The 25,668-nt window shown below is 67.5% G+C and carries 24 protein-coding genes; 11 read left to right on the forward strand and 13 right to left on the reverse strand.

The genetic code is table 11. The annotated features are described in order from the left end of the window. Positions 1-14: 14 nt before the first annotated feature. A complete protein-coding gene (locus IFT82_RS13535) occupies positions 15-2,105 on the reverse strand; it encodes a LamG-like jellyroll fold domain-containing protein (protein WP_192127615.1) in 2,091 nt (696 codons plus the stop codon). Positions 2,106-2,291: 186 nt separating this feature from the next. Between IFT82_RS13535 and IFT82_RS13540 the strand changes: the two genes are divergently transcribed. Next, positions 2,292-4,118, forward strand: coding sequence for a DUF885 domain-containing protein (locus tag IFT82_RS13540; RefSeq protein WP_192127617.1), 1,827 nt, complete (start codon positions 2,292-2,294; stop codon positions 4,116-4,118). 4 nt (positions 4,119-4,122) lie between these two features. Here the strand turns inward: IFT82_RS13540 and IFT82_RS13545 are convergent, their stop codons facing one another. Then, positions 4,123-4,788: an HAD family hydrolase gene (locus tag IFT82_RS13545; RefSeq protein WP_192127618.1), complete on the reverse strand. Its 666-nt coding sequence runs from the start codon at positions 4,786-4,788 to the stop codon at positions 4,123-4,125. 188 nt (positions 4,789-4,976) lie between these two features. Between IFT82_RS13545 and epsC the strand changes: the two genes are divergently transcribed. From epsC to IFT82_RS13560, 3 genes are all read left to right on the forward strand, one after another. Next, positions 4,977-5,966 (forward strand): serine O-acetyltransferase EpsC, encoded by a 990-nt coding sequence (gene epsC / locus IFT82_RS13550; RefSeq protein WP_192127619.1) that lies wholly within the window; start codon positions 4,977-4,979, stop codon positions 5,964-5,966. Between the two features lie 3 nt (positions 5,967-5,969). Next, positions 5,970-6,695 carry a gamma-glutamyl-gamma-aminobutyrate hydrolase family protein gene (locus tag IFT82_RS13555; RefSeq protein WP_342355113.1) on the forward strand — a complete coding sequence of 242 codons (726 nt, stop codon included), beginning with the start codon at positions 5,970-5,972 and terminating at the stop codon, positions 6,693-6,695. 188 nt (positions 6,696-6,883) lie between these two features. Beyond that, positions 6,884-7,435, forward strand: a complete 552-nt coding sequence (locus tag IFT82_RS13560; RefSeq protein ID WP_192127620.1) for a DUF4142 domain-containing protein — start codon at positions 6,884-6,886, stop codon at positions 7,433-7,435. Positions 7,436-7,519: 84 nt separating this feature from the next. Here the strand turns inward: IFT82_RS13560 and IFT82_RS13565 are convergent, their stop codons facing one another. The 9 genes from IFT82_RS13565 to IFT82_RS13605 form a co-directional block, all read right to left on the reverse strand. After that, entirely contained in the window at positions 7,520-8,473 is a 954-nt protein-coding gene (locus IFT82_RS13565; protein ID WP_244646751.1) for an FAD:protein FMN transferase, read from the reverse strand. A gap of 38 nt (positions 8,474-8,511) precedes the next feature. Beyond that, the gene (locus IFT82_RS13570; RefSeq protein ID WP_192127621.1) at positions 8,512-9,348 is read right to left on the reverse strand and encodes a DUF4198 domain-containing protein; all 837 of its coding nucleotides are present in this window, start codon (positions 9,346-9,348) and stop codon (positions 8,512-8,514) included. Positions 9,349-9,362: 14 nt separating this feature from the next. Continuing rightward, positions 9,363-9,842, reverse strand: coding sequence for a DUF2271 domain-containing protein (locus IFT82_RS13575; RefSeq protein WP_192127622.1), 480 nt, complete (start codon positions 9,840-9,842; stop codon positions 9,363-9,365). Positions 9,843-9,853: 11 nt separating this feature from the next. Further along, positions 9,854-10,519: a PepSY-associated TM helix domain-containing protein gene (locus tag IFT82_RS13580; RefSeq protein WP_192127685.1), complete on the reverse strand. Its 666-nt coding sequence runs from the start codon at positions 10,517-10,519 to the stop codon at positions 9,854-9,856. Positions 10,520-10,570: 51 nt separating this feature from the next. Further along, positions 10,571-13,042, reverse strand: a complete 2,472-nt coding sequence (locus IFT82_RS13585) for a DUF3772 domain-containing protein (RefSeq protein WP_342355115.1) — start codon at positions 13,040-13,042, stop codon at positions 10,571-10,573. 81 nt (positions 13,043-13,123) lie between these two features. Continuing rightward, positions 13,124-14,053, reverse strand: coding sequence for a glycoside hydrolase family 43 protein (locus IFT82_RS13590; RefSeq protein ID WP_192127625.1), 930 nt, complete (start codon positions 14,051-14,053; stop codon positions 13,124-13,126). A 64-nt stretch (positions 14,054-14,117) separates the two neighbouring features. Next, positions 14,118-15,026, reverse strand: a complete 909-nt coding sequence (locus IFT82_RS13595; RefSeq protein ID WP_192127626.1) for a flagellin — start codon at positions 15,024-15,026, stop codon at positions 14,118-14,120. 8 nt (positions 15,027-15,034) lie between these two features. After that, positions 15,035-17,128 (reverse strand): flagellar hook-associated protein FlgK, encoded by a 2,094-nt coding sequence (flgK, locus tag IFT82_RS13600; protein WP_192127628.1) that lies wholly within the window; start codon positions 17,126-17,128, stop codon positions 15,035-15,037. Between the two features lie 23 nt (positions 17,129-17,151). Then, positions 17,152-18,471, reverse strand: a complete 1,320-nt coding sequence (locus IFT82_RS13605; RefSeq protein ID WP_192127630.1) for a flagellar hook-basal body complex protein — start codon at positions 18,469-18,471, stop codon at positions 17,152-17,154. 205 nt (positions 18,472-18,676) lie between these two features. Here IFT82_RS13605 and IFT82_RS13610 point away from each other — a divergent pair, with 205 nt between their 5' ends. The 6 genes from IFT82_RS13610 (at position 18,677) to IFT82_RS13635 (ending at position 23,480) form a co-directional block, all read left to right on the forward strand. Next, complete coding sequence (locus tag IFT82_RS13610) at positions 18,677-19,081, forward strand: flagellar biosynthesis repressor FlbT (protein ID WP_192127632.1); 405 nt, start codon at positions 18,677-18,679, stop codon at positions 19,079-19,081. Further along, the gene (gene fliI / locus IFT82_RS13615) at positions 19,078-20,448 is read left to right on the forward strand and encodes a flagellar protein export ATPase FliI (RefSeq protein WP_192127635.1); all 1,371 of its coding nucleotides are present in this window, start codon (positions 19,078-19,080) and stop codon (positions 20,446-20,448) included. Before IFT82_RS13610 ends, fliI begins: the two co-directional genes overlap by 4 nt. Continuing rightward, a complete protein-coding gene (locus tag IFT82_RS13620) occupies positions 20,445-20,888 on the forward strand; it encodes a flagellar FliJ family protein (RefSeq protein WP_192127637.1) in 444 nt (147 codons plus the stop codon). Before fliI ends, IFT82_RS13620 begins: the two co-directional genes overlap by 4 nt. Further along, positions 20,885-21,835, forward strand: coding sequence for a peptidoglycan-binding protein (locus tag IFT82_RS13625; RefSeq protein WP_192127638.1), 951 nt, complete (start codon positions 20,885-20,887; stop codon positions 21,833-21,835). Before IFT82_RS13620 ends, IFT82_RS13625 begins: the two co-directional genes overlap by 4 nt. A gap of 144 nt (positions 21,836-21,979) precedes the next feature. Then, a complete protein-coding gene (locus tag IFT82_RS13630; RefSeq protein ID WP_192127640.1) occupies positions 21,980-22,873 on the forward strand; it encodes a sigma-70 family RNA polymerase sigma factor in 894 nt (297 codons plus the stop codon). Positions 22,874-22,976: 103 nt separating this feature from the next. After that, on the forward strand, positions 22,977-23,480 hold the full coding sequence (locus IFT82_RS13635; protein ID WP_192127642.1) for a hypothetical protein: 504 nt from the start codon (positions 22,977-22,979) through the stop codon (positions 23,478-23,480). On the opposite strand, the gene IFT82_RS13640 is transcribed toward IFT82_RS13635, so the two are convergent. After that, positions 23,477-24,556, reverse strand: coding sequence for an IS630 family transposase (locus IFT82_RS13640; protein WP_192127644.1), 1,080 nt, complete (start codon positions 24,554-24,556; stop codon positions 23,477-23,479). The genes IFT82_RS13635 and IFT82_RS13640 overlap by 4 nt on opposite strands. A gap of 214 nt (positions 24,557-24,770) precedes the next feature. Continuing rightward, positions 24,771-24,950, reverse strand: coding sequence for a hypothetical protein (locus tag IFT82_RS13645; RefSeq protein ID WP_192127646.1), 180 nt, complete (start codon positions 24,948-24,950; stop codon positions 24,771-24,773). Between the two features lie 55 nt (positions 24,951-25,005). On the opposite strand from IFT82_RS13645, the gene IFT82_RS13650 reads away from it, so the two are divergent. Continuing rightward, positions 25,006-25,668, forward strand: a 663-nt coding sequence (locus IFT82_RS13650) for a glycine-rich domain-containing protein (RefSeq protein WP_446740972.1), incomplete at its 3' end; no start/stop codon positions are given.

Genomic DNA, 25,668 nt, shown 5'->3' on the forward strand with positions numbered 1-25,668 from the left:
ATGCCGGACGAGCGTCAGGCGCGGCGGGCGGTGAGCCACTGGTCGGGCTTCAGCGGGCGGCCGACCAGCCGGATTTCGCCGATATTCCCGAAGAAGCCGTCGACACGGGCGCCGTTCCACCATGACGCGCCGATGATCCAGGGATTGTTGACGCTCTGCGAGCGCATGCCGACCTCGCCCGTCACGTTGCGCAGCACGGGCGCACCCTCGACGTACAGGATCGTCTCCCGCGTCGCGGGGTCGCAGACGATCGCGACGTGATACCAGGTGTCGGCCATGATCTCGCCCGACCAGTTGGCCTGCGGCAGCGCGGCGTTGCTGGCCGGCACCACTTCCCACTGGATTTCACGCAGCGACGAGATCGCGAACAGCACCGACGACGCCTCGCGGTCACCGCCGCGGAAGCCGGGCAGGTTGCCGCGATTGCCGACCCGGCCCAGGATGTTGCCCCAGCGGTGGTTCTCCCGCGTCCAGCCGGCATCCACCTTGATGAACGCCTCCACCGTATAGCCGTCCCAGAAGCTGCGGTTGTTGACCGCGGCGTTCATCGCGGTCGAGAACGAACTGTTGCGACCGGTGACCTTGTCGGTGTTCAGGAAACGGACGCTGGCCGGGCACGACGACAGGTGATGACGGTCGTCGGACCATTGCACGTCGCCGGCCTGTGCCGGCCCCGCCAGTGGCACCCGCGTCATCGGGAAGGCGCCGGTGGCATCGGGCAGTGCCTCGCCCACCGCGACGATCGCACCCGCCTTGCCCGCCATCGGCCGCCAATGGGCGTAGGTGTCGGCGGCGACGGGATAGTCGGTGGCATCGCGCGGCGGCACCGCCACCGGCACGGCCGGCTCGACATAACCGGCCAGCAGCTTTTCCTTCACGACCGGCAGGATCGGCGCGCCGGTGGTCGACCAGACCGGGCGGAAGCGCAGGAAGCCCGCGAACCGTTTCTTGAAGTTGATGTCGATGCTGAACTGTTCGTTCGGCTCGGTCAGCAGCGCACGATCGAACTGGTTGAGCGTCGCCTTGGGCTTCTGCACCACCCAGGGCGAGAACGACATGACGTCGATCCGATTGGCCGACAGGTCGAATTCGTACAGCCGCATCAGCGCGTTGCCGCCCTGATAATCCATCTGGTAATCGACCACCATCTCCTCGACCGGATTGCCGAAGTCGTTGATCTTGGTCAGCCGTGCGGCACCGTGGTGGTGGCCGTTCAGCGTCATGAAGATCTGGTCGTTGTCCCGGATCAGCCGATCCCACAGCATCTTGCCATAATCGGTTTCGAGCGGGCTGATGCCATCCTTGTCGATGTTGAGCAGCTGGTGGTTGGACAGGATCACCGGCAGTGTCGGATTGCGCCGGATCACGTCGCGCGCCCAACCGATCGCGGCATCGGAGATGCGCCACGACAGCGACAACACCATGAAACGGATGCCATGTGCCTCGAACACGTGATATTCGTGGAAGCCGGAGCCGTCGCGTTCCCGGAAGGTCGCCTGCGTCGCCGCCCGGCTGGTCGGAAACCACTGGAGATAGGGTTCATTGGGGCCCCAGCGTTGCGCATCGGTACCCGTTCCCTGATCCCAGGGACCGCGATATTCGAAGGCGGCGACGACGTCGTGATTGCCTGCCAGCACCGAATAGGGAATGCGGGCCGCCTCCAGCCGCTTCATCGCGGCATCGGCGACCTGCCACTGGCTGGGCCTGCCGACCTGGTCGACCACGTCGCCCAGATGGATGACGAACGGGATATTGTACGCCGCCGCATTGTCGGCGATCCACTTCGTCTGCGCGGCGAACGGCTCGCTGCCGTATTTGCGGGAGAACTGGCTGCTCTCCTCCGGCGTGGCGTAGCGCGAATAGAATTGCGTGTCGGGCAGCACGGCCACCGTGAAACTGGTGGTGGCGTCCGGGATCTTCGCATCCGCCAGTAGCGACGCGTCGTCGGCGGCGGCCGTCGCGGTGGCGTTCGCGTCACCATCCCCGTCGCAGCCGGACAGCAGCCCGGCACCCAGCGGCAGGATCGACAGTCCGGCAACATTGCGCAGCACGGCGCGTCGATCGGCGACGTGGCGCATCGCGCCGCCGCCCTGTTCGTCGTTCATGATGTATTTTCCCCACGGATCGGCGTTTCGCCGTTGCCCGTGCAGCTACCCGTGACAGATTGCAGCCACGCGTCGATTACATGTCAGTTTCACGACGCCGTGCCGTGCCGCGATGGCGCCCGTGCAACCGGCGATTGCCTCGGGCGCGCAGGCGGACGACAAGGAGACAATTGACAGGAGTATCCGATGCGTTCGTTTGCCTTTGCCCTGCTGCCGATCATGGCGCTGTTGCCTGCCGCTACCCCCGTTCCGATCCAGGTGACGAAACCCGCAACCGGTTCGACGGCGGCCGCACAGGATGCCGCGCTGATCCGCTTCCTTGATGCCGCCTATGACGAGCAGCTGGCGCTCAGCCCGGAAGGGCAGACCCAACTCGGGCTCAAGACTGATTACGGCCGGCTCGACGACTATACCGATGCCGCCGCGGTGCGTGCGCAGGCGCTGGCCGAACGCCAGCTGGCGGCGATGCGTGCGCGGTTCAAACCCGATCAATTGGGCGAGGGCGGGCGGGTCAGCTATCGCCTGTTCGAATATGAGGTCGATCGGGGCCGCCGTTCGCTGCCGTTCCGCAATCTGCGCTTCCCGGTATCGACCAATGGCAGCCCGGCGGGAGAAATCCCTGTGCTGCTCATCAACAACCACAAGGTCGATACGGTCGCCGATGCCGAGGCGTATATCGCCCGCCTGCGCGAGACCGAGCGGGTGATGCGCGAGGTATCGGCGACGATGCGGGCACAGGCGGCGGCGGGGATCATCCCCAACAAGGTCAATTTCGCGCCTGCACGGGCCGATGCGCAGGCGATCGTCACCGGCGCGCCGTTCGACACGGGGGCGGATTCGACCTTGATGGCGGATTTCCGCAAGAAGGTGGCGGCGCTGAATGCCCCCGCCGCCACCAAGACGCGCCTGCTGGGCGAGGCGCAGGCGGCGCTCACCGGGCCGTTCCGGCGCGGCTACGCGCTGCTGTTCGCGGCGCTGGACGAGATCGAGCCGAAGGCGACGGGTAATTTCGGCGCATGGCATCTGCCCGGCGGCGACGCCTATTATGCCGATCGTCTGCGCAATTCGACGACGACCGAACTGACCGCGGATCAGATCCACCAGCTCGGCCTGCGCCAGGTCGCGGCGATCCGGCAGGAGATGGAGGGGATCAAGCGCGAGGTTGGCTTCACCGGCACGCTGGAGGAATTCTTCACCCAGATCCGAACCGATCCGCAGTTCAAATATGCCAACACTGCCGCCGGGCGCGATGAATATCTGCGCGATGCCCGCGGTGTGATCGCGGCATCGATGGCGGCGGCCCCCCGCTATTTCCGGGTGCTGCCCAAGGCGGCGCTGGAGGTGCGCGCGGTGGAGAAATGGCGGGAAGGCACCGCCTCCACCGCATTCTACAATCCGCCGTCGGCGGATGGATCGCGACCCGGCATCTATTACGTCAATCTGGTCGACATGAACCAGACGCAGAAGGTGCAGGTCGCTGGCATCGCCGCGCATGAAGGCGCGCCCGGCCATCATTTCCAGATCGCCCGTCAGCAGGAACTGGCGGCGCTGCCTAAGTTCCGCAAATTCGGTGGCTATGGTGCCTATGTCGAGGGGTGGGGCCTCTATTCGGAGCGGCTTGCGAACGAGATGGGGGTGTACAAGACCCCGTACGACCGGTTCGGCATGTTATCTTTGCAGGTATGGCGCGCGATCCGGCTGGTGCTGGATACCGGCATCCATTCCAAGCGGTGGACGCGTGAACAGGCGATCGCCTATTTCCGGGCGAACAGCTCCGTCTCCGACAAGGATATCGCGCGTGAGGTGGACCGGTATTTCAATTGGCCGGGGCAGGCGACCAGCTACATGGTCGGCCAGTTGAAGATCGCCGAACTGCGCGCCCGCGCCGAACGCGAACTGGGGCCCCGCTTCGATATCCGCGACTTCCACGAAGCGGTCTTGGGGCAGGGTGCGCTGCCGCTCGACGTGCTGGAGGAGCAGATCACGGGCTATATCGCGGCGAAGAAGGGATAGCGGTTCAGCCCGCCAGCGGTGAACGGTCGTAGTCGCGCAGCAGCGCGGCGACGTCGTCATACATCGCGACCGCGCCGGCTTGGGTCAGCGCATCGTCGGCGAACCCGCCGGAACGGACGGCGACCGCGGTGATCCCGCATTTCGCCGCCGCTTCCAAATCATACGGGGTGTCGCCGACCACGATCACCTCGTGCGGCGGCGGCGATCCGATCTTCCTCAGCGCGGTGGCGAAGATATCGGGCGCGGGCTTGGTGTTCTCGACATCGTCGGCGCTGGTGGTTTCGGCCACCAGTTCGCGGGCGCCCAAAAGGTCCAGATAATGGTCGAGTTCCTGCTCCGATGCGGAGGAGGCGAGAACCACCCGCAGGCCCGCGGCATGGACCCGGCGCAGCAGGTCGTGTGCGCCGGGGAAAGGCTTCACCTCGTTCAGGAAACGCGCCTTGAACACCTTGCCGTGCGCCTCGCCGAGCGCCGACTGCGCCTCCTCGTCCAGATCGGGCAGCAGCGTCGGGACGAGCATATCGGTGCCCTTGCCGATCTGGTCGTGGATCGTCTGGCGATCGAACCGTGCGTCGATGCCAGCAAAGGCTTCTTCCCATGCGATGACGTGATGATCGTTGCTGTCGACGAGCGTGCCGTCGATGTCGAACAGGACAGCCGTGATGGCCATATGGATGCCTTTCGAGCAAACGGGCGATGTGATCCGCCGCCCCTGTCATGGGAGCGCATGGCCGGATGCCGTGGTTCCCGTCGGCCTTCCATGACGGGAAAATAGCGGGTGGCGGCGGGACAGCGACGCTTGGCCGACGGCTATCTTTTCTATCAATTCCTATCGCAATGATGGGGTATGCTGATGGTATGTCAGCCAGCGCCCCCGCCATCGACCGTCTTGCCAGCCCCCATAACGACGGCGGAACTGGCGCGAACATCGGTGAGGCGCTGGCCTCGCTGAAGGCTGCGCGCCTCGACTGGCGGCAGCGGCGCGCGGTGACCGCTGATTCTCCCCGCTTTCCGTCCCGGCACGGGCTGGAGCGGATCGTCGAGATGTTGGCGGCGGCACTGTATCCGCGCCGACTCGGCCAGTTTCGCGGCGAGGCGGCGGACGAGGATGCGTTCGTCGTTGCCAAGCTGATCGCCGCGACCGGCGAACTGGAGCGCGAGATCGCCGCCGAACTGGGATATTGGCAGGAAGAGGCACGCGGCGGCACGTTCGATCCCGATCAGCCGGGCCTGATCGTGCGGTTGTTCTCCGCCGCGCTGGGGGCGGTGCGTCGGCTGGTCGACAGCGATGTCGAGGCGGCGTTCCTCGGTGATCCCGCCGCCCGCAGCGTCGATGAAATCCTGATCTGCTATCCCGGCGCCACCGCCAGCCTGTATCACCGCATCGCCCACCAGCTGCACGAACTGGGTGCGCCGATCACCGCGCGGATCATCTCCGAGATCGCCAACGAGCGCACGGGGATCGATATCCATCCGGGCGCGACGATCGGCGAGGGTTTCTTCATCGATCACGGCACCGGCGTGGTGATCGGCGAAACCGCGATCATCGGCGCGCGGGTGCGGCTGTACCAGCACGTCACGCTGGGCGCGCGCACGCCGATCGGCGATCGTCAGCCGGGGCCGATGGAGCGCCATGCCCGGCATCCGATCATCGAGGACGATGTCGTCATCTATGCCGGCGCGACGATCCTGGGGCGGGTGACGATCGGGCGCGGCACGACGATCGGTGGCAATGTGTGGCTGCTGGACGACGTGCCCGCCGGCAGCATCGTCGTTCAGCCCGCCGCGCGGGTCGCCGCGTCGGCCGACGCCGCGGCGGTGCGCGACGCGCTGTCGGGCGGGGGCTGAACGGTGGGTGGCACCCCCCGCAAGCCGGTGATCGGCGTGCTGTGCTGCAACGAGGTGGCGGATCGGCCCGTGCAGGTCGTCGCCAGCCGCTTCGTCCTGCCCTTGCGCAGCATATCGGACGCCACCGTGCTGCTGGTGCCCGCGCTGATCGATGGCAACGATGCCGGGCAGCTGACCGCGATCCTCGACGGATTGCTGCTGACCGGATCACGGTCGCATGTCGCACCCTCACGCTATGGCAGCGATGTCGTGGCCGCACCGCTCGACGAGCAGCGTGACGAGGTGGCACTGTCGCTGGCCGGGCGGATGATCGAGGCGGGCAAGCCGGTGTTCGGCATCTGCCGGGGGATGCAGGAGATCAACGTGCTGTTCGGCGGTACGCTGGCCGCGGATCGCGACGGTGCGCATCTGCATGGCACGCCCGGCGACTATGCCTCGCTGTTCGATCACCGGCATGATGTCGAACTGGTCGACGGCGGTCGGCTGGCGGCCGGGATCGGCACCCGGCGGCTGTCGGTCAATTCCGTGCATTATCAGGGTGTCGACCGGTTGGGCGGTGGCCTGTCGGTGGAGGCGGTGGCGACCGATGACGGGTTGATCGAGGCGTTTTCGGCACAACCCTGCGGCGCGGATGTGCTGGCGGTGCAGTGGCATCCGGAATGGAACGTCGAATCCTGCGCCGACGGCCGCGCGTTCTTCACGATGATCGGCACGTCGTTGCGGCGTTAAACTGGATTGATGATCCAGATCACGATCTGGCGGGCATCGTCGATAAATCGCTATGCTCCGTGTTAATTCAGTGGCTTACCGGCGCTTTGGATGGACCAATCACCCCGCCGTGCGTTTCGATCGCGACATCGTGGATAGCGTGGAAACGCCGCATCCGGATGGCCGATCACGATCGAAAGGATGATGACATGATCCGTTTACGCACCCTGCCGCTGGCGCTGCTGCTCGCCGGGGCGGCTGTGACCGCCTCTGCCCAGACGCCTCCGCCCCCGCCCCCGGCCGAAGCGAAGACGCAGGCCGCCGCCTATGTGATGGCCGCTGGCAAGAGCGACATGTACGAGATCGAATCCAGCCGGATCGCGCTCCAGAAGACGCAGAATGCTGGCATCCGCCGCTATGCCGACATGATGATCAAGCATCATCAGAAGACGACCGCCGATACGATGGCGGCGGCGCGTAAGGCCGGCATGAACCCGTCGCCGCCCGCCCCGGACGCCGGTATCACCGCCTCGCTGGGCGAATTGCAGGCGGCGTCGGGCGCCGATTTCGATCGCCTGTATCTGGGGCAGCAGCTGCCCGCGCATCAGGCCGCCCTCGACCTTCACCAGAGCTATGGTGCCGGCGGCGATCAACCGGCACTGAAGACGACCGCAAAGAAGGCGGTGCCGATCGTCAAGCAGCATCTGGCCGCCGCCCAGCGGATGCAGGGTGCGATGGGCGGTAGCGCCGGCGGGATGTAACGACCGCCCGGACCGGCGGCCGTTGGGTGCCGCTGGTCCGGCGATCAATGGCGGACCGGCGGTCATGCCGTTCGTGAGGTGTCGCTAGTCCGCCAGCATCGCTGCCAGCGGGGCGGTCATCGTTTCCCGTACACCGGCATCGTCATGAGTGACGATCCGTGCGGCGATGCCCATCCGGCTGGCAAGCGCTGCACCTTTCGCGGGACCCAGCACCGTCAGGGCGGTTGCCCATGCATCCGCAAAAAGTGCTGATGAATGAATGACACTGGCGGCGATGACGCCGCTGGTGGCAGCGCGGCCGGTGCGGGGATCGATCGTGTGGTCGCCGCGCCGGTAGTTGCCCGATGTCGCGACCGACAGGCCGTGAAGCGCGATCCGGAGCGGCGGGATATCGGCACCTGGGGGGGCTTCCAGATCCACCCACCACGGCTCGCCATCGGGACGAAGGCCATGCCCGGCGAGTTCGCCCCCGATCTCGACCAGCGTATGACGGATGCCACGTGTCTGAAGCAGGTCGGCGACCGCGTCGACCGCATGGCCCTTCGCGATCCCCGACAGGTCGAGTGACAGGCCACCGGGCTGGCGCAATCGCCGCGTGCCCGCCTCGAAGGCCAGCCGCCGCCAGCCCGATCGCGCCAATGCCGCCTCGATCTCCGCCGAGGTCGGCGGCGCGGCGACAGGTCGGGGGCCAAAACCCCACAGATCGACCACCGATCCGATCGTCGGATCGAACGCGCCATCGGTAATTCCGGCGATCGCCAGCCCCTGTGCCATCACCGTCGCGAAATCGGGGGGCAACGCGCACCATTGGCCGGCGGCGGCGCGGTTGAACCGCGACAGCAGCGAGGCCGGCTCCCAATGGCTCATCTCCGCGACGATGCCATCCAGCCGCACGTCGATCGCCCCCCGCACGGTGGTGGCGTCGAAGCCGCGCGGTGCGGCGAGGCGGACATGCCACATCGTGCCCATCGTCTCCCCGTTCAGGTCGACGATCGCCGCCGCCGGATCACGGTCGGCAACGGCGGCGGGGTCGATCATCGCGGGCAAGGCGATCCGCATGGCGGGACCGGGCGGTGTCAGGGGGTCAGCACCTCCAGCGTGGTGGTGTAGTTCATCCGCCGCTCGGTCGCGCGTGGGGTGGTGGGCTTGGCATCCGTGGCGGTCGCGTTCAGCCAGTACATGCCGGCGGTCGGCCAGGTCACCGTCACCACGCCGTCCGGCCCGGCAACCAGTTCCCGCGCCCCTTCCGCATCGCGATACCGCTTGCCGCCGGGGACCACCGTCGCCTTCAGGCCGGCGGCAGGCTTGCCGTCGATCAGGAAACGGAATCTGGCCGGCTGCCCCGCGACCAGTTCGTCCGGATGGGTGATGGGCACGAATTCCAGCCCCTTGCCCGTGGTGGCGAACACCTTGGTGGTGGGCTCGCCGGCGGTCACGAAAATCTCGTTGCGGCCCGACATCTCGACCACCTTGACGTCGGTGGCGTTGGCCGGGATGTCCGCGACGGTCAGCGCTGCCGCGTCACCCGGCCGGGGCGGGCCACGCCGGCCGATCCGCTTCTCCACGCCGTCCGCCGTGAAGCTGCCCATGACCGCGTTCTGGACCAGACCGATCTTCCACGTGCCCGGCTTGTCGAGCTTCACGTCGAAGGTGGAGCGGTAACGCCCGGTCGCGCCGTTCTGCAACTGGCCTTCGCTGCCGTCGGGCTGCCAGACCTTCATTGGCTCGATCCGCAGCGGCTGGTGATCGAAGAAGAACAGGTCGTTCGATATCGCGGCATCGACGGTGACCCAGCTGTCCGTCCCCGAAAACACGGTGCCGGACGGCAACAGCCAGCCGCGATGCGCGGAAACCAAGGCGGGAACGGAAACCAGCGCGGCGGCGGCGATCAGGCGACGGACGAACGGCGACATGCGGATGATCCTTATCAACGGGGGGAAACGGCGACGGCGCCCAGTTCGGCCTTGCCGGCGGCGCGGGCGGTGGGCTTGGGGATGGACAGCGGCACCGACACCAGTTCGCGACCACCGGTTTCGCGGGCGGCCTCGACGTTCAGGATATATTGGCCGGGCTTCAGGTCGGCGGGCAGGGGGATGCTGTACTGGCCGGGCGCGCGGGTCGCGCCGCTGACACCGTCGGCGGGCATCGCCATCGACCGTCCGCCCTTGCGCCACCAGGCGCGCAGGTCCGCCAGCCATTTGGTGCCGGGTTCGTTGCCGCGCTTCTTCACGTCGTACCAGACGCCCAGCGTGCGTGCCGTACCGCCCCCGGCCGGCTCCAGCCAGATCGCGACATAGGGGCGATGATATTCGGCGACGTCGAGCCTGGGAATGGTGACGGTGACGGTTCCGGCGGCGGCAGGGGCGCCGATGGCACCGGCCAGCAGGGCGAAACGGGATGGACGCATGACAGGCCCTTTCAGTGGAGGAAGACGAGGATCAGGACGACGGGAATGACCACGCCGAGCGCGACCATCGGCCAGGTCAGCGGACGGTGGCGCGCATGAAGCTGGAGCAGCAGCAGCCCGGTCAGCGTGAACAGGATGCAGGCGCCGGCGAAGATGTCGATGAACCAGCTCCATGCGGTGCCGGCATTGCGCCCCTTGTGCAGGTCGTTGAGGTACGAGATCCAGCCGCGATCCGTGGTTTCCGCAGTGATGCGGCCACTGGCCCGGTCGATGCTGACCCATGCGTCGCCACCGGGGCGCGGCAATGCGACATAGACGTCGGTATCGGACCATTCGCCCGGCCGGCCGGCGGGGTCGAGGCCCACCACCGTGGCGATCCGGGTGGCCACGGCGGGGGGCAGCGGCGCATCGGCAGCGGGCATCCGGGCCAGCATGCGCAGCAACGGCGGCGGCAGGGTGCCGGTCTTTTCCGCCATCACCGGCGTCGCGCCGATCGTGGCGGCATGGTTCAAGGTGATGCCGGTGGCCGCGAACAGCAGCATCCCGACCAGCGAGACGGCGGCGCTGATCCAGTGCCAGCTGTGCAACTGCTTCAGCCACCAGCCACGCCACTTGCGCTTCGGTTTCGGCCGCGTGGCGGCCGTCGTTGGGCGGGCACGGTCCGGGCCAGGGGCGATTGTGTCGGTCACGAAACGCTCGCTAACCGGTGTCTGCCCTGCATTCAACCGCTATTGCGAACCACTATCACGATTGTTGCCGGTGGGGGTAATCGCGCTGGGCGGCGATATCAGTTCCAGCCGCTGCGCGACGGTGCCGATTTCCACTCCTTCCTGCCGCAAGGCGTGGAGCAGCGCGAGCAGCACGTTGCTACGCGCACCATAGGCGGCCCGGGGCGAGGATACCTGCGCCATGCAGTTGAACATGATGCGGCCGTCGGCGATGCCGTCGACGAACGCATTGGGTGCGGGGTCCGCCAGCACCGCCTCCTCCGCCGCGAAGGCGTCCAGAACGATCCGGCGGACGCGCGGCGCATCGGTGCCGATCGGCACGGAGAACAGAATCTGGATGCGCCCCAGCGGGCTGCCCAGCGTCTTGTTGAGCACCGATTTGGTGATGAGTTCGGAATTGGGCACGATCAGCGTCGAATGATCGCCCAGTTCGATCTCGGTCGAGCGGACGCTGATCCGCTTCACGTCGCCCTCGTCGGTGCCGACGCGGATCAGGTCGCCAATCTTGATCGGGCGTTCGGCCAGCAGGATCAGGCCGGAGACGAAGTTCTGCGTGATCGCCTGCAGGCCGAAGCCGATGCCGACCGACAGCGCCGACAGCAGCAGCGCGATCCGTTCCACCCCGATGCCCAGCGACGCGAGCGTCCAGATCACCGCCAGCGCGACACCCAGATAACGCGCGATCAGGCTGACGGAATTGCGCCCGTTGCCGTCGAGGTCGGTGGCGGGCAGGTAGCGGTGTTCCAGCCAGCCCATGAAGGCGCGCAGCAGCGTCAGTCCGACGAACAGCACGATGATCCCGCGCAGGATCGTGCCGGGCGAAATAGTGATCCCGCCGACCTTCACCCCTTGCGCCAGCACCCCCAGCCGCCCGAACAACGTGCCGACGCCGTCGCCCGCCCCGAACGGCGACACCAGCATACCCAGCGCGACGATCGCGAGCAGGATGCGCAACACGCCCGACAGCAATACGCCGAACTGGTCGATGGTGCTGCCGCGCAGGCCAAAGCCATGCGTCAGCGCCAGCCCGACCCCGCTGTCCCGCGCGAACACGGTCGAGGCGATGTCGTCGACCGCGACCATTAGCAGATAGACGGCACTGCCGAGCAGTACGATCCAGACGATGAACTGCCCGACCAGCAGCCCGAACTGGACATAGCCGACCAGCAGCGCGAGCAGCGCCGCGGCTAGCGCGATCCATGTCGCCAGCATGACGATGCCCAGCCCGGTGCGGACCGGCGCCGCCGCGGCTGGCGCATCGTCGCCCGCCGCGGCTTCCATGGCGGTGGTCTGTTCCGCGCGCAGTCGACCGATCGTCAGCAGCGCCCCGCCGATCAGCATCAGGTACAACAGCGTCAGAAAGGCGGCCGTCGCGGTCTGCGCCGTATCGCTGGCCCCGATCGCCGTGTTGAACCCCTGCACGACCATCACGACGAAGCATAATGCGCCGATCAGCGGTGGGAATGGGCGTAGCCGGATCGCCGCGGCATCGGCGATCGGCGCGATCCGCCATGACGGCTGGCTGGTCATCAGCACCGACCCGCAGATCGAGATCGCAAACCCGGTGAACCCGGCCGCACCGACCAGCACGTCGAGCATGTCGGCCCAGCCGGGCGGGGACAGCTCCGACCACCGCAACCCCTGCATCACCAGCACGCCCGCCAGAATTGGCGACAGCGTGCCGACCAGCACCCGCCAGATCGCATTGGCCGACCGGCGGATGCGCTGGCCGGGCGCCTCCTCGATCAGCAGCCGGCGACCAAGCCGTCTTGCCGCCTGCCGCCCCGGCATCAGCACCAGATAGCCGCCGACCAGACCCAGTATCGCCTGCCACGGCAGGTCGCGACGCAGCCCCGCCTCAATCTGGCGTACCCCCGTCGTCACGAAATTCACCGCACGGCGCGCATCGCGGGGAAAGGCATGGAACACCGCTGTCCAGAAGGCCGGCGTTACCGGCGACGGGACCTTGGAGGAGATGCGGGCGCTGAACTGTTTAGCCTGGCTCTGCTGAATCTCCTCGACCAGCTGCTGTCCCTCGATCGCCAGCAGGCGTGCACGTTTGATCGCCGAATCGAGTACCGCGCGCTGGCGTGACAGGTCGGTGCGTTCCGCCACGATTTCCGGCGTTTCGGGGGAGCCCGGCGTGACCGGGCCAAGCTGGGCGATCCGCGCTGCGATCAGGTCGAACTGGGCTTGCAGATCGGTCGCCGCGGCGGTGGCGGTGGCACGCGCGGCGTCGGCACGGGCGCGCAGCTGCTGGCGATCCTTGTCATCGACGCGTGTGTCGAGCGCGCGGTCGATCGCGGTCAGTTCGGTGGCGACGCCGCCGATCTGCGCCGTGGGTACCGGCGGCAGCGCGGGAGATGCGGCAGCGACCGTCGCCCACGCCAACACGAACAGGACGATCAGCCCCGCGAGCAGTGTCGGGCACCGGCTGCGGCCGGCGGGTCGGATCAGATCAGCGATATCCACCTCCCGTCCGGGCGCCGGACGTGGCGGGCCGTCCAGGCACTGGGTCATGGCCAGGCAATCGTCGCACCCACCGCGCCGCCATCAGCCGAGCGCGGCCAGCGCCGCGTGGCGGGCGCGGTCGATCGGGATGATCGTGCCGTGATTCGCCCCGGCGGGAATCACGATCCGGTCCGATACGTCGCGCCACGTCACCAGATCGCGCGAGGCGATCGCGCCATATTTCTTGTCGATATAGCGATCGAAGAACACCACCGTCTCGCCATCCACCTCGATCGCAGTCGGCCCCTCGGCCCAGGCGGGGGTGACCGGCGGCGACAGCGGTCCGAACCGGCCGGTCGCGGGCGACAGCTCGCACCACTGGATCACCTTGCGCAGCGGCTCCTTGCGCTCGTCCTTCACGAACATGATCGTCCGGCCGCCACGGTTAAGGAAGGTGGCGTCGATCACGCTGAAACCCGGATCGTAGAATAGCCGGGTCGGCGAGAAGCGGTGGAAATCGGTGGTGTCGGTGGCATAGAGGCGGTGATCGCCTTCCTTGCCCGCGCTGTCGCCCAGCGTGCTGGCCCAGACGATCGTGAAGCGCCGCCGTGCCGAATCGTACAGGATGTCCGGAGCCCAGGTGTTGCGGGTGCCAGGAAACACCGCCATCACCGGCACCGCCTGCTGCGCCGACCAGGTCACCAGATCCCGCGAGGACGCATGGCCGATCGTCCCGCCGGTCCAACTCGTCGTCCAGACCATGTGGTACAGACCGGTACGGGGATCGAGCGCCACGCACGGGTCGCGCATCAGCCGGTTCTCGCCGACCTGCGGCACCAGCATCGGCACCCCGCCGCGCACCGGACGATAGGTGAAGCCATCGTCGCTAATCGCCAGCCGCATCCCGGCGCCGCCATTGTCGGCATTGGCGAAATAGGTGAAGGCGAAGCACCGGCCGCCGCGCGCCGCGAGGGCCGGCCCCGCCACGGCGGTCGCGGCAAGGGCGACGCACAGGTCGCGGCGGTCGAGCATGGTCTTCTCCCGGAAATTCTTCGGGCAGGACCGTGCCGTCTTCCCGCCGGATCGTCCAGACGCCCTATCGCAGATATTGGGTCAGGCTGAGCTCGCTGAGCTGCGTGAAGACCGAATAGCTGGCTTTCAACACCGTCTGCTGCTGCGTCAGTTGCATCGCGATCTCGCCATAATCGGCATCCTCGGCATCGGAGATCAGGCTGGTGAGCAGGTCCGACCGTTCCTCGCCGCGGGTCGCCAGCGTCTCCGCCTCCGTCTGCTTGCGGCCGTTTTCGGCGTTGATGGCGCGGACCTGGGGCAGGGCGGAATCGATCTGGCCCAGCGCGGTCTTCAGCGCATCGATCTGGCCGGGGGTCAGCGTGTCGCCGATCGTCCCGGCGCCCGCCAGCGTCTGGAACGCCGACAACAGCCCCGATCCCAGTTCGCGCGCACCGACGCCGTAGGTCATGTCGACACCGTCGCCGATCCGGGCGGAGGCACGGACGTCGTCGTTGCCGAACGCGGTGGCGGGGGTCAGGCCGACCGTCTCGGACAGCGTCTGGGGCTTGAACGGCGTCGCGTCGGTCTGCGCCCCGGCGAACAGGGGGCCGCTGCCGTCGGTCGCGTTCAATGCGGCACGGAACTGGTCGAACGCCCCCTCGATCGCACCCTGCAGGCCGGCGGTCTGGCCGGTGCCGATCACGGTCATCAGCTTCTGGCGCAGGTCTGCGGCGGATTCGTCGATGTTGGAGATGTTGGCGTCGTAGAGCGACAGCGTGGTGCCCAGCCGCTTGGCGGAGGAGGACTGCGCGTCCTGCGCGGAGCGCAGGCTGCGCGCCGACAGCGTGCGGCCGGCATCGATGCCGAGGCCGGCGAGGTCGTTGGCCTTCTTGCCCGAATTGAGCTGCAACTGCGTGTCCGCCAGCCGCTGCTGCGCCTGCTGGATGCCGGAGGACAGCGTACGCTGGAGGGGAATGGTGGCGACGCGGATCATGGTGGTTCCTATCGTCCGAGTTGAAGCAAGGTGTCGTACATCGCGGTCGCCGCGCTCATCACGCGGGCCGAGGCGGCATAGCTGTTCTGGAGGACCACCATCTGCGACAGTTCCTCGTCGATGCTGACACCCGAATAATTGTCGCGTCGCGCGATGGCGTCGTCGCGGCGCGCGGTCGCCTCGATCGTGCGGTCCTGGGCGCGGGCGGCGGCGGTGCCGGTATCGCCGAGCAGCGCATTGGCGAAGCGCGATATCGAGGTGACGCCGCTGGCCAGATCGACCTTGGCCCCCAGCGCGTCCGCGAACGCGGCGGCACCGCGCCGGTCGCCGCTGCCCAGCCCCTTCTGGCCGATCGTCGCGGTCTGCAACCGGGCGAGGGGCAGGCCATCGGGATTGCTCGCGATGTCGCGACGCACCTCGCCGGTCGCCAGCGCATTGCCGCCGCTCAGCCCCGTGATCGTGGCCAGGCCGATGCCGGTGCCGCCGCGATCGGTGGTGTCCGACAGTACCGACAGCGTGCTGCCGGCGGCGGACGGTTTCGCCGAAAAGCCGATCCGGCCCATGTCGTCGAGCGCGAAGCTGCCATAGGCGGCCATCGGGCTGGTATTGAGGTCGGCGACGAGGGCGTCGAAGCCGGAACCGGTCGATGCGGTGATCTTGAGCGAATAGGTGGCGACCATCCGGCCGGACGTGTCGCGCAGCGCGAATTCGGTCCCCTGACCCGCCGTGAAGCCGTGCGGATCGGTACCCTTCAAGCCCGCCGGGGTCAGCATGGCCCCGTCGCTGCGGACCAGATCGTTGAGGCCGAAGAACTGCGAGAAGCCCGCCCCGGCGCGGTTGCTGGGGGCGCCGGCATCCTGTGCCACGACCACGCCGTCGCCGCTGCTCGCGGCCGCGATCGTCAGCTTGCCGTCGGCGAAGCTGGCGGTGGCGGCGGCGCCCAGTCCGGCGTTGATCGCGCCCAGCGCCGTGGCGATGGTCGCGCCGCTGCCCAACGCATCGAAGTCGATCGCGACGCTCTTCACCACGGTGCCGTCCCGCGCGGTGACCGCAAAGGTCGCCGCGCCCGAAAAGCCGAGCCGGTCGGTTTCGAGCAGCGGCGTGCGTGTCCCCTCCAGGATGGCCGGGGCGGGGGAGGTGGTGCCGGCATTCGATGCCGCGTTCAGCGACCGGGCAAGGCCGTCGTACAACGTGTTCAGTTTTTCCGAAAAAGCCGGCAGTTCCGCATCGCGCAGGCTGATCAGCCCCCCCAGCTTGCCGCCGGCCGCGGCGTCGATCCGCTCGCCCGTGGCGGCGCCCACAGTGCCATCGCTATCGGCGAAACGTAGCTCGACCGGGGGATAGAGCGTCTGCGAACTGCCCGCGCCGTTCGACGGATAGGACAATTGGCGCAGGCGGCGATCGACCAGCTGGACGCCGGCGGTGGTGTCGATCGTCAGCCGGCCGTCGGGCTGCTGACGCGAGACGATGCCGATCAGCCCGCCCAGTTCCTCGACCGCGGCGTTGCGCTGGTCGGCGGCGCCGGCGGAACTGCGGCCCAGTCCTTCCGAACGGGAGACGGTTTCGTTGAGTTCGTGTACCTGGCGGAGCAACGAATTGATGCGGGTGACGGTGTCGCCCACCTCGCCTTCCACGTCGCTGCGCAGTCCTGACACGTCGTTGGCCAGTTGCTGGACCGAGCGGATCGCATCACCGACATCGCCGATGAAGGCGGCATTGGTCTGCGTCCCGCCGGCCGCGCCGGTCATGGTGGTGGCGGAGGCGGCGACCGCGTCGAGCCGCGACGGCAGACCCGCCTCCGCACCCGTGGTGCCAAGGAACGACTGGAGCCGGTCCAGATAGACCGACTCGGTTTCCGCCGCGCCGGCGGCGCCGGCGCGGGTGAAGACGGTCGCCTCCAGGAACTGGTCGGCGACGCGGCTCGGCTCGCCCACCGTCACGCCGCTGACGCGCCCGGCGGCGGTATCGGTCGACAGGTTCGTCTTCTCGCGCGCGTAACCGGGCGTGTTGACGTTGGCGATGTTGTTCGAGACCGTGCGCATGCTGGCCTGCGCCGCGCCCAGCCCCGACAGGGCCGAATTGAGGATCTCGCCGAGGGACACCGCCGTATTCTCCTAACTGCCGATCAACGCTTCAGGTTGCTGACTTCCTGGAGCATGTCGTCCACCGTCGTGATGATCTTCGAGGCGGCGCTGTACGCGCGCTGGAAGCGGATCATGTTGGTGAATTCCTGCGCCAGGTCGGACGTCGAGGCTTCCAGCTTGAAAGCCTGGATTGCCCCCGCGCCGAGCGAACCGGGTGCGTTGATCGCATAGGAGCCCGACTCGTCCGACACGGCGAAGGCATTGCCCGATACGCGGGTCAGCGCGTTGGGATTGGGCACGGTCGCGACCGGCAGCTGGAACACGGTGCGGCTGGTGCCGTCGTCGAACACCGCGCTGACCTTGCCGGTGTCGGACACCTGCACCGAGGCGACGTTGCCCAGCTTGCCGCCGTTGACGGTATAGTTGATGGCCGAGGAGTCGGTGTTGAACTGGGTCAGTCCGTCGAGCTTGCCGTCACTGCCGAGGCTGAGGACGATCGGCTGCGCGCCGGCGCCGTTGGTCCAGGTCGGCACGACCGGATCGAACAGCGCCGCAGTACTGTTCGTCTTGTCGAGGCTGCCGTCCGGATTGAACTTGATCGTGCCGCTCTGCATCAGGCCGTTGGTGATCGCGACGTTGTTCGAGGCGGAGACATCGCCGGGGGGCTGCATGTAGATTTCGGCTTGCCAGGTGTTCGGTCCGGTCTTCAGATAGCCCATCGTCATCTGGTGCGATCCGCCCTGCGCATCGTAGATATCGAACGAACGCGACCAGGTGGGGGCGACGGCGCCGGTAGCCATGTTACCTGCGGCATAGGTGCCGGCGAAGGTAGTGGCGGTCGACTTCAGGTTGGCGCGCAGCGTCAGCGACGAGGTGGAAGCGGCGGTGCCGGTCAGATCGTTGAGCCGGATCGGCTCCAGTCCCGCGACCGAGCCGGTGTTGTTGTAGTTGCCCTGCGTATCGAGGCGCCAGCCCTGCAGATACAGGCCGGCCGAATTGCGCAGATAGCCTTCCTTGTCCGGCGTGAACGATCCTGCGCGGGTCAGCGCGACGGACGAGTCCGCGCCCTTGCCCGACCGGGTGACGAAGAAGCCCTGACCATCGATGCCGAGATCGGTCGAACTGCTCGATGCCTGGAGCTGGCCCTGCTGCGAGATCAGGGCGCGGGGTGCGGCATTGACGCCGCCAGCGACATAGTTCGGACCGGTCTTGCCGTCCGCCACCATCGTACTGAACTGCGTGTCGACGTTCTTGTACCCGACCGTATTGATATTGGCGATATTGTCGCCGACCGTGGCCATCGCGGCGGCTTCGGCCTTAAGACCGGATACGCCGGAAAACAGCGCGGAATACAAGCTCACTCGACATCTCCCGTGGATGGGGCCGGCCCATGACCGGTTTGGATGTTTTATAGGTGGCGGTGCCCGCCGCCGGTCGGAGCCGGGTCAGATAATCGTCGGGGAAGCGCCAGACCCGGGGAAGGCGGCAATTTCTGCCGGGTGGCCCGACCGCGACCGATCCGGCGATCCTATTAGAGAGCCGATAGCTGTTTAGGATGATGATGCGATGACCCTGCGGATTTCGCTGCGCGACGGTGAGAAGATGATCGTAAACGGCGCGGTGATGCGCGCCAGTGGCCGTGTCGAACTGATGATCGAGAACCATGTCGCGCTGCTGCGCGGTCGTGAGGTGATGCAGGCCGACGAGGCCAATACGCCGGCCCGGCGCCTCTATTTCACCTGCATGATGGCCTATATCGACGAGAGCGGCCGATCGGACCACCAGCAGCAGGTTGTCGGGCTGCTGGGTGACCTGATGAGCGTGTTCCGCACCGACGAGGCACGCATGGCCTGTCTTGAATTCGCGCGGCTGGCGGCGCTCGGCGATTATTATCGCGCGCTGGGCGTCTGCCGCCAGCTGATGACCTACGAGGCTGCGGCCTTCGACCGGCTGGCCGGCGAGGCGGCGTGACGGCGGCCGTCGACCTCTTTCGGGCCGCCGCCGCCACGCTGCGCGACACCCCGACCGAGGAACGTTATGGCCGGGTGGTCGCCGCGCGCGGCGCGCTGATCGAGGTCGACGGGCTGGCGGGCGCCGCGCAGATCGGCTCGCGCATCCGAATCAGCACCGGCAAGGGCATGATCGAGGCGGAGGTGACCGGGCTCGATGCCGGGCTGGCGCAATGCCTGCCGTTCAGCGAGGCACAGGGGCTGGCTGCGGGCAATCACGCCGTGGTTGCCGCGGGGCAGTTCGCGGTGCGGCCGTGCGACGCGTGGCTCGGCCGGATGGTCGACGGTCTCGGTCGCCCGGTCGACGGGGGCGGGGCATTGGCATCGGGCAATCTCGCCCGCCCGATCCGCGCCAATCCGCCGCTGGCCGCCACCCGGTCGCGCGTCGGCGAACGGGTGGAGACGGGGGTGCGCGCGCTCGACGTGTTCGTGCCGCTGTGCCGTGGCCAGCGGCTCGGCCTGTTCGCGGGTTCCGGCGTCGGCAAGTCGGTGCTGCTGTCGATGCTGGCACGCTGGACCAAATGCGATGTCGCGGTGATCGGCCTGATCGGCGAGCGCGGCCGCGAGGTGCAGGAATTCGTCGAGGACGATCTGGGGCCCGAAGGACTGGCGCGCAGCGTCGTCGTCGTCGCCACCTCGGACGAGCCGGCGCTGATGCGGCGGCAGGCGGCGTGGACCACGCTGGCGATCGCCGAACACTTTCGCGATCAGGGGCTGAACGTGCTGTGCCTGATGGATTCGGTCACCCGCTTCGCGATGGCGCAGCGCGAGATCGGCCTGGCCTCGGGCGAGCCGCCCGCGACCAAGGGCTATACGCCGACCGTCTTCGCCGAACTGCCACGGTTGCTGGAACGCGCCGGTCCGGGCGCGGCGGGGCAGGGGTCGATCACCGGCCTGTTCACGGTGCTGGTCGATGGCGACGATCATAACGAACCGGTCGCCGATGCCGTGCGCGGCATCCTCGACGGCCACGTCGTCATCACCCGCAAGATCGCCGAGCGGGGTCGTTATCCCGCGATCGACATCCTGAAATCGGTGTCGCGCACGCTGCCGCATTGTCATTCGGCGGAAGAGAACGCGATCCGCCTCGCCGCGCGGCGCATCCTGTCGACGCATGGCGACATGGAGGAGATGGTGCGGCTGGGTGCCTATAAGCCCGGTTCCAGCGCGGAGGTGGACGAAGCGATCCGCATCGCGCCGGATATCGAGAAGCTGCTGACGCAGGGCAAGGGCGATCGCGGGTATGCCGGTGCCACGTTCGACACGCTGGCCGGGCTGATGGAGCCCGCCGCATCCATGGACGCTCCCCCGATGGGCAGGGCGGCATGAAGACGCCCTATGACGCCCCGTTGCGCGTCGCCGAACGCGAGCTGGACGAGGTCCGCACCGCGATCGGCGCGGCGCTGGACGAGCTTCGACAGATCGAGGACGCCGCGGCGTCGCTGCGCGATACGATGGCGCGCGAAAGGGCGGCGGTGGCCGGCGATAGCAGTCTGGCGGCGGAGCGGTTCTTCGTCTGTGCCCGTGAACGGCGCGCGCAACTGGCCACGGCTTGCGAGGCGGCGAACGAACGGGTCGAGACACTGCGCGAGCGAGCGATCGAATGTTACGGCGCGCGTACTGCGATCGGCAACGCCGCCGCACGATATCGACAGGAGGCGGAACGCGCCGCCGCCGCTGCCGAACAGGCCGCGCTCGATGATATCGCCGCCTCGCGGCTGGTGCGGCTGCGGCGACGTCGGCCGGTCACGGCCCGGCTCGCATCATGATCGACCGGCTCGCGCTCCAGTCGCTGCCGCCTGCGCAGCGTGCCCGCCTGATCTATGGCGAGGTGCAGGCCGATATGTCGCGCCGGCTGTGGCAGGCGGCGCTGGGCAATGGCGACGGCGCGGGTGACGGCGATACCGTCACCCGGGCGCAGTTGCCGGGGGCGGCGGAGGAGCGTTCGTCGCTCGACACGTTGCTCGCGCTGCTGAAACCCGATGCCCCCGCCACCCCCACCGCGCCGCGCGCCACCACCGGGGCGCAGGTAGCGGCGGCGGGGGTCGCCCCGCCATCGCGCAACGATGCGCCCGTGACCGGGCTGGGGCCGAACGCGCGTTATGCCGGGGTGATCGACGCCGCAGCGGAACGTACCGGCCTGTCTCCGGCGGCACTGGCGGCGATCGTCGATGCCGAGGCGGGGCGATCCGCCGACGGCAGCTGGCAGACCTGGTCGCGCAACCCGCGGTCCAGCGCCGCCGGACTGGGCCAGTTCCTTGCCGGGACATGGCAGGGCATGGCCGAGATTCCGGGCACTTGGCTGAACCAGCAGGCGCGGGGCAACGGCTGGCTCGATGCGCATGGCAAGGTGGCGGCCGGCGCGCGCAGTGCCTTGCTGGCGCTGCGCTACGACCCCGCCGCCTCGATCAACAGCGTCGCGGATTATGCCCGCCGCAACATCGACGGGCTGGCGCGCGCCGGCGTGACCGATCGGGATACCGGCGGCAACACCGCCCAGTTGGCCTATCTCGGCCATCACCTGGGGTTGGGCGACGCGATTCGCTTCATGCGCGGCGGCCTGCCCGAATCGCGCGCGCGCGTCCTGCTCAACGCGCAGGTCGGCACCACCGGCAGCGAGCGGCGGATCGAAGCGGCGGGTGGTGCGCGGGCGGCGCATCGCACCTGGCTGATGGGTTATCTCGACCGCAAATTCAGCCCCGAACGATTCGGTTAAGCCGAATCGGCGCCCGGAAATGGCATCCGTCCGGGAAGCAAAATAAATCAGGCGGTTAGAACCGAAAACCGGATGTTAACCATTTGAGCCGAAATTGCCCTTGTCCGGCGGGAAAGCCCGCCCCGAGATTCGAGGGAATGTTCGATGTCGAAAATCACTGCCGCTCTGGAAGCCGCGGTCACGGCCGTGATCGGCAACACTCCCCCAGAGGGCGCACGGCAGACCAACCGGCAGCGCGTCGAATCGGATCGCGCCTTTGCGCAGATCCTGAAGCTGATCGCTCCGCGCATCCGCCACTTCATCCGCCAGTACGGTCTGGTCGCGCACTGGGACGATGCGGAGCAGTGCTGCGCGATCGGCGTGCATCGCGCGATCCTGGCCTATGATCCCGCCAAGGCGCAGTTCACCACCTTCGTGAACTGGCAGCTGCGCGGCGAATTGCAGGCGCTGCGTTTCCGCCTGATGACCGACCAGCGCCAGTCGGCCAAGAAGGTCGCCGCGACCACCGTCTCGCTCCATGCCGGCATCGCCGGTGCCGATGGCGAGGAAAGCTCGCTGGAGTCGACCATCGTCGACGAGCAGGCGCTGGAACTGACCGAGGCGGGCGCATCGAGCTACATGGCCGCGATCACCCGCACCAAGCTGATCGAGGAATATGTCGATCAGCTACGCATCGCCGGCACCGAGCAGTTGCAGCGCAAGGCACGCAGCAAGACTGCCGAGCGTCCGGTCGATCCTTCCGTGCCCCGGCTCAAGGCGGCGCTTTATCCCGTCGATGCCGCCGAACTGGCCGCCGTCGAGGAAAAGATCGCGTTGCACCGCGAGGCCCTGATCCGCCGACTGTCCGACGATGTCGAGGTGGACACCACGGCAGTGGTCGACGAGGCGGCCCGCGAGCGGCTGCGTCAGGTCGCCAAGCGCGCCACTGCGGCGATGGCCGACATGGCCGAGCGCGCGCCGCGCTTCGCCGAGGTGCTGACCGCGCCGGCCCCGTCGCGCTGGCGTCGCCAGGCCGCTACGGTGGCAGTGGCAGGCTGAATCCGGCAGGTAGGAAAAAATTGCCGATCTTCACGAAAAGTTGACGAACCCGCCCGCGACTCCGTTTCTCGTCCTACTATAAGGACAGTACGGGAGACAGCGGATGACGACGGCCAGCATGATGGAAATACCGGCATGCCGCACGCTGCCGATCACGGATAGCCTGTTCGCCGAGGCGGCAAGCGACATCGCGCTGATCGGTGGCGGCCTGCTGATGCTGCACGACGCACCGCTCATGGCGGTGTCGCTGCCCAGCGACGGCTGGCAGACCGGCTGGCCGCTGATGATCTGGAACGCCGCGCTGTCGCCATGCGACAATCATGTCCGCGCGGTATGCGAAAGCCCGCTGACCGGCCCCGCGCTGGAAGCCCTGTGCCTCGCCGCCGACGCGCTCCACGATCGTCTCACCGCGTGGGCCTGGATGGATGTCGATGTGCGCGGCCTCTGCGCGATCACCGATGGCACCGGGCTGGCAATCGGCCGCATCGCCGACCTGATGAAGGGCCTGCTCCACGCCGCCCCGCGCGTGACGCCGGTGCTGCCGATGGCGACCGACGGCCTGTGGGCGCTGCTCGGTGAAGTGGCGGGGGATGCCGTCTGCCACTAGTGGATTGATTCCAACGTTTGGTGCCCACGTCTGACTGCGGCGCTGACTTCATCGGGATTGGCGCGCCAGACGAAGGGTCGAGGCTGCTGATTATGCTCCTTGATGAAGCGGTTGATGGCGGCCTGAAGATCGACGACGGAGTGGAAGACCCCGTTCTTCAGGCGGCGACGGGTCAGTTTGGCGAAGAACCCCTCGACCGCGTTCAGCCACGAACATGACGTCGGCACGAAGTGAAACGTCCAGCGCGGATGGTGGTCCAGCCAGGCGCGGACCCTGGGCTGTTTATGGGTCGCGTAGTTATCCAGAATGACGTGGACGGCCTTGTCCTGCGGCAGCTCGGCCTCGAGGGCGTTGAGGAAGCGGATGAACTCCTGATGGCGGTGACGCTGCATGTTGCGCCCGATCACCGAGCCATCGAGGACGTTCAGGGCGGCGAACAGCGTCGTGGTGCCGTTACGCTTGTAGTCGTGGGTCATGGTCGCGCTCCGGCCGCGCTTGAGCGGTAGCCCGGGTTGCGTGCGGTCGAGCGCCTGGATCTGGCTCTTCTCGTCCACTGACAGCACGATCGCATGGGCAGGCGGCGAGACGTACAGGCCGACCACATCGTGCAGCTTCTCGGCGAACGCCCGGTCGTTGGACAGCTTGAAACTGCGCCAGCGGTGCGGCGCCAGGCCATGGTCGTGCCAGATCTTTACCACCGAGGAGGCCGCGATACCAACCGCCTTTGCCATGGCGCGCACCGTCCAGTGCGTCGCCTCGTGCCCAGGCGGCTCCAGCGTCAACGCCACGACCCTGTCGACCAGCGTGGGCTTGAGCGGCGCGATCCCCGGCGGTCGCGTCTTGTCGCGCAGCAGGCCATCGACGCCCTCGGCCATGAACCGCTCTTGCCAGCGCCACACGCAGGTCTTCGACTTGCCCGTCGCCGCCATGATCGCGACCGTGCCCAGACCATCCTCGCTCAGCAGGACGATCCGCGCCCGCCACACATGCTTCTGCGGTGAACCACGCGCCACCACCAGCGCCTCGAGCCGCTCTCTGTCCGATGCCGTGACGGCAATGCTGATCCCACTACGCATCCCGCACTATCCCACACCGATGCGGTCTACGGAATCAACAGCAGGACTCTTCCGTCCCGATCAATCCACTAGATTAGCGTTTGTTCACATTTTGTTTTTGTAATGTAAGATTTCATGCGCTGAATGAGGCTTCTCGGTTCTTCAACCCGGGAAGGAAAAGTACATGACGACCTATTCCTATCAATCTTTGCTGCCCTATGCCGATTATCTTAAGTCATATTTCTCCCGATTGGGTGGCGATATTGCAATACTGGGCCGGGTCGCGGCTCAATTCGCGGTCAGCGAAACCACACCCCCTGGCATGACGCTGCTTGTGGCGGCCGGTGCCGCCTTTCGATCCGGCTCGGTGATCGAAGTACCCGCGCGTCACGGCGATCACCAGCACCGCCATCACCGACGAACGCCTGAACGGCGGTGCTGCCGCCACGCAGGGCGGTGGGTTGGTAGGCGTGCAGACGTTCACGACCAACGGCACTTATACGCCGACGCCCGGCACGAACAAGATCATCGTCCGGGTTGTTGGCGGCGGCGGTAGCGGCGGGAGTTGTTCCGCTACCTCGTCGTCACAAGGCTCAGCCGCGAGCGGCGGTGGGGCGGGTGCGTATGCCGAGGCGCTTTTGACAAGCGGCTTTGCCGATGTCGCAATCACCATCGGCGCCGGGGGGCTTCCATCGGCCGGTGGCAACAATGCCGGATCAGCAGGCGGCACATCCCGTTTCGGCGGCATCGTAATCGCACCCGGCGGTACACCTGGATACGGCAGTCCCGCGCTCAACCCGCCATTCCTGTTCGGTGGCACGGGTGCTTCCGCCATTCCGACCGGCGGAAACGTCGTCAACGCGGCGGGTCAGACGGGTGCGGAGAGTATCGCCCTTGCCCCCAATGTCGTCGTTGGCGGTATTGGCGGTTCGTCGATCTTCGGTGCTGGCGGACGTGGCGCCGGGTGGGGTGATGAGTTTCCGGCCCAGGCACCGGGTGCTGGTGGGGGAGGGGCCTCCGGGATTCCCAGTCAACCGGCTTTTAAGGGCGGCCCAGGTGCAGCGGGGATCGTCATCGTTATAGTAAAGCCTGTCCTGAGCCTGTCGAAGGGAGAGCCTGAGGGCGCTGGCGAG

This window comes from Sphingomonas sp. CFBP 8760 (assembly GCF_014841615.1).
Taxonomy (GTDB): Bacteria; Pseudomonadota; Alphaproteobacteria; order Sphingomonadales; family Sphingomonadaceae; genus Sphingomonas.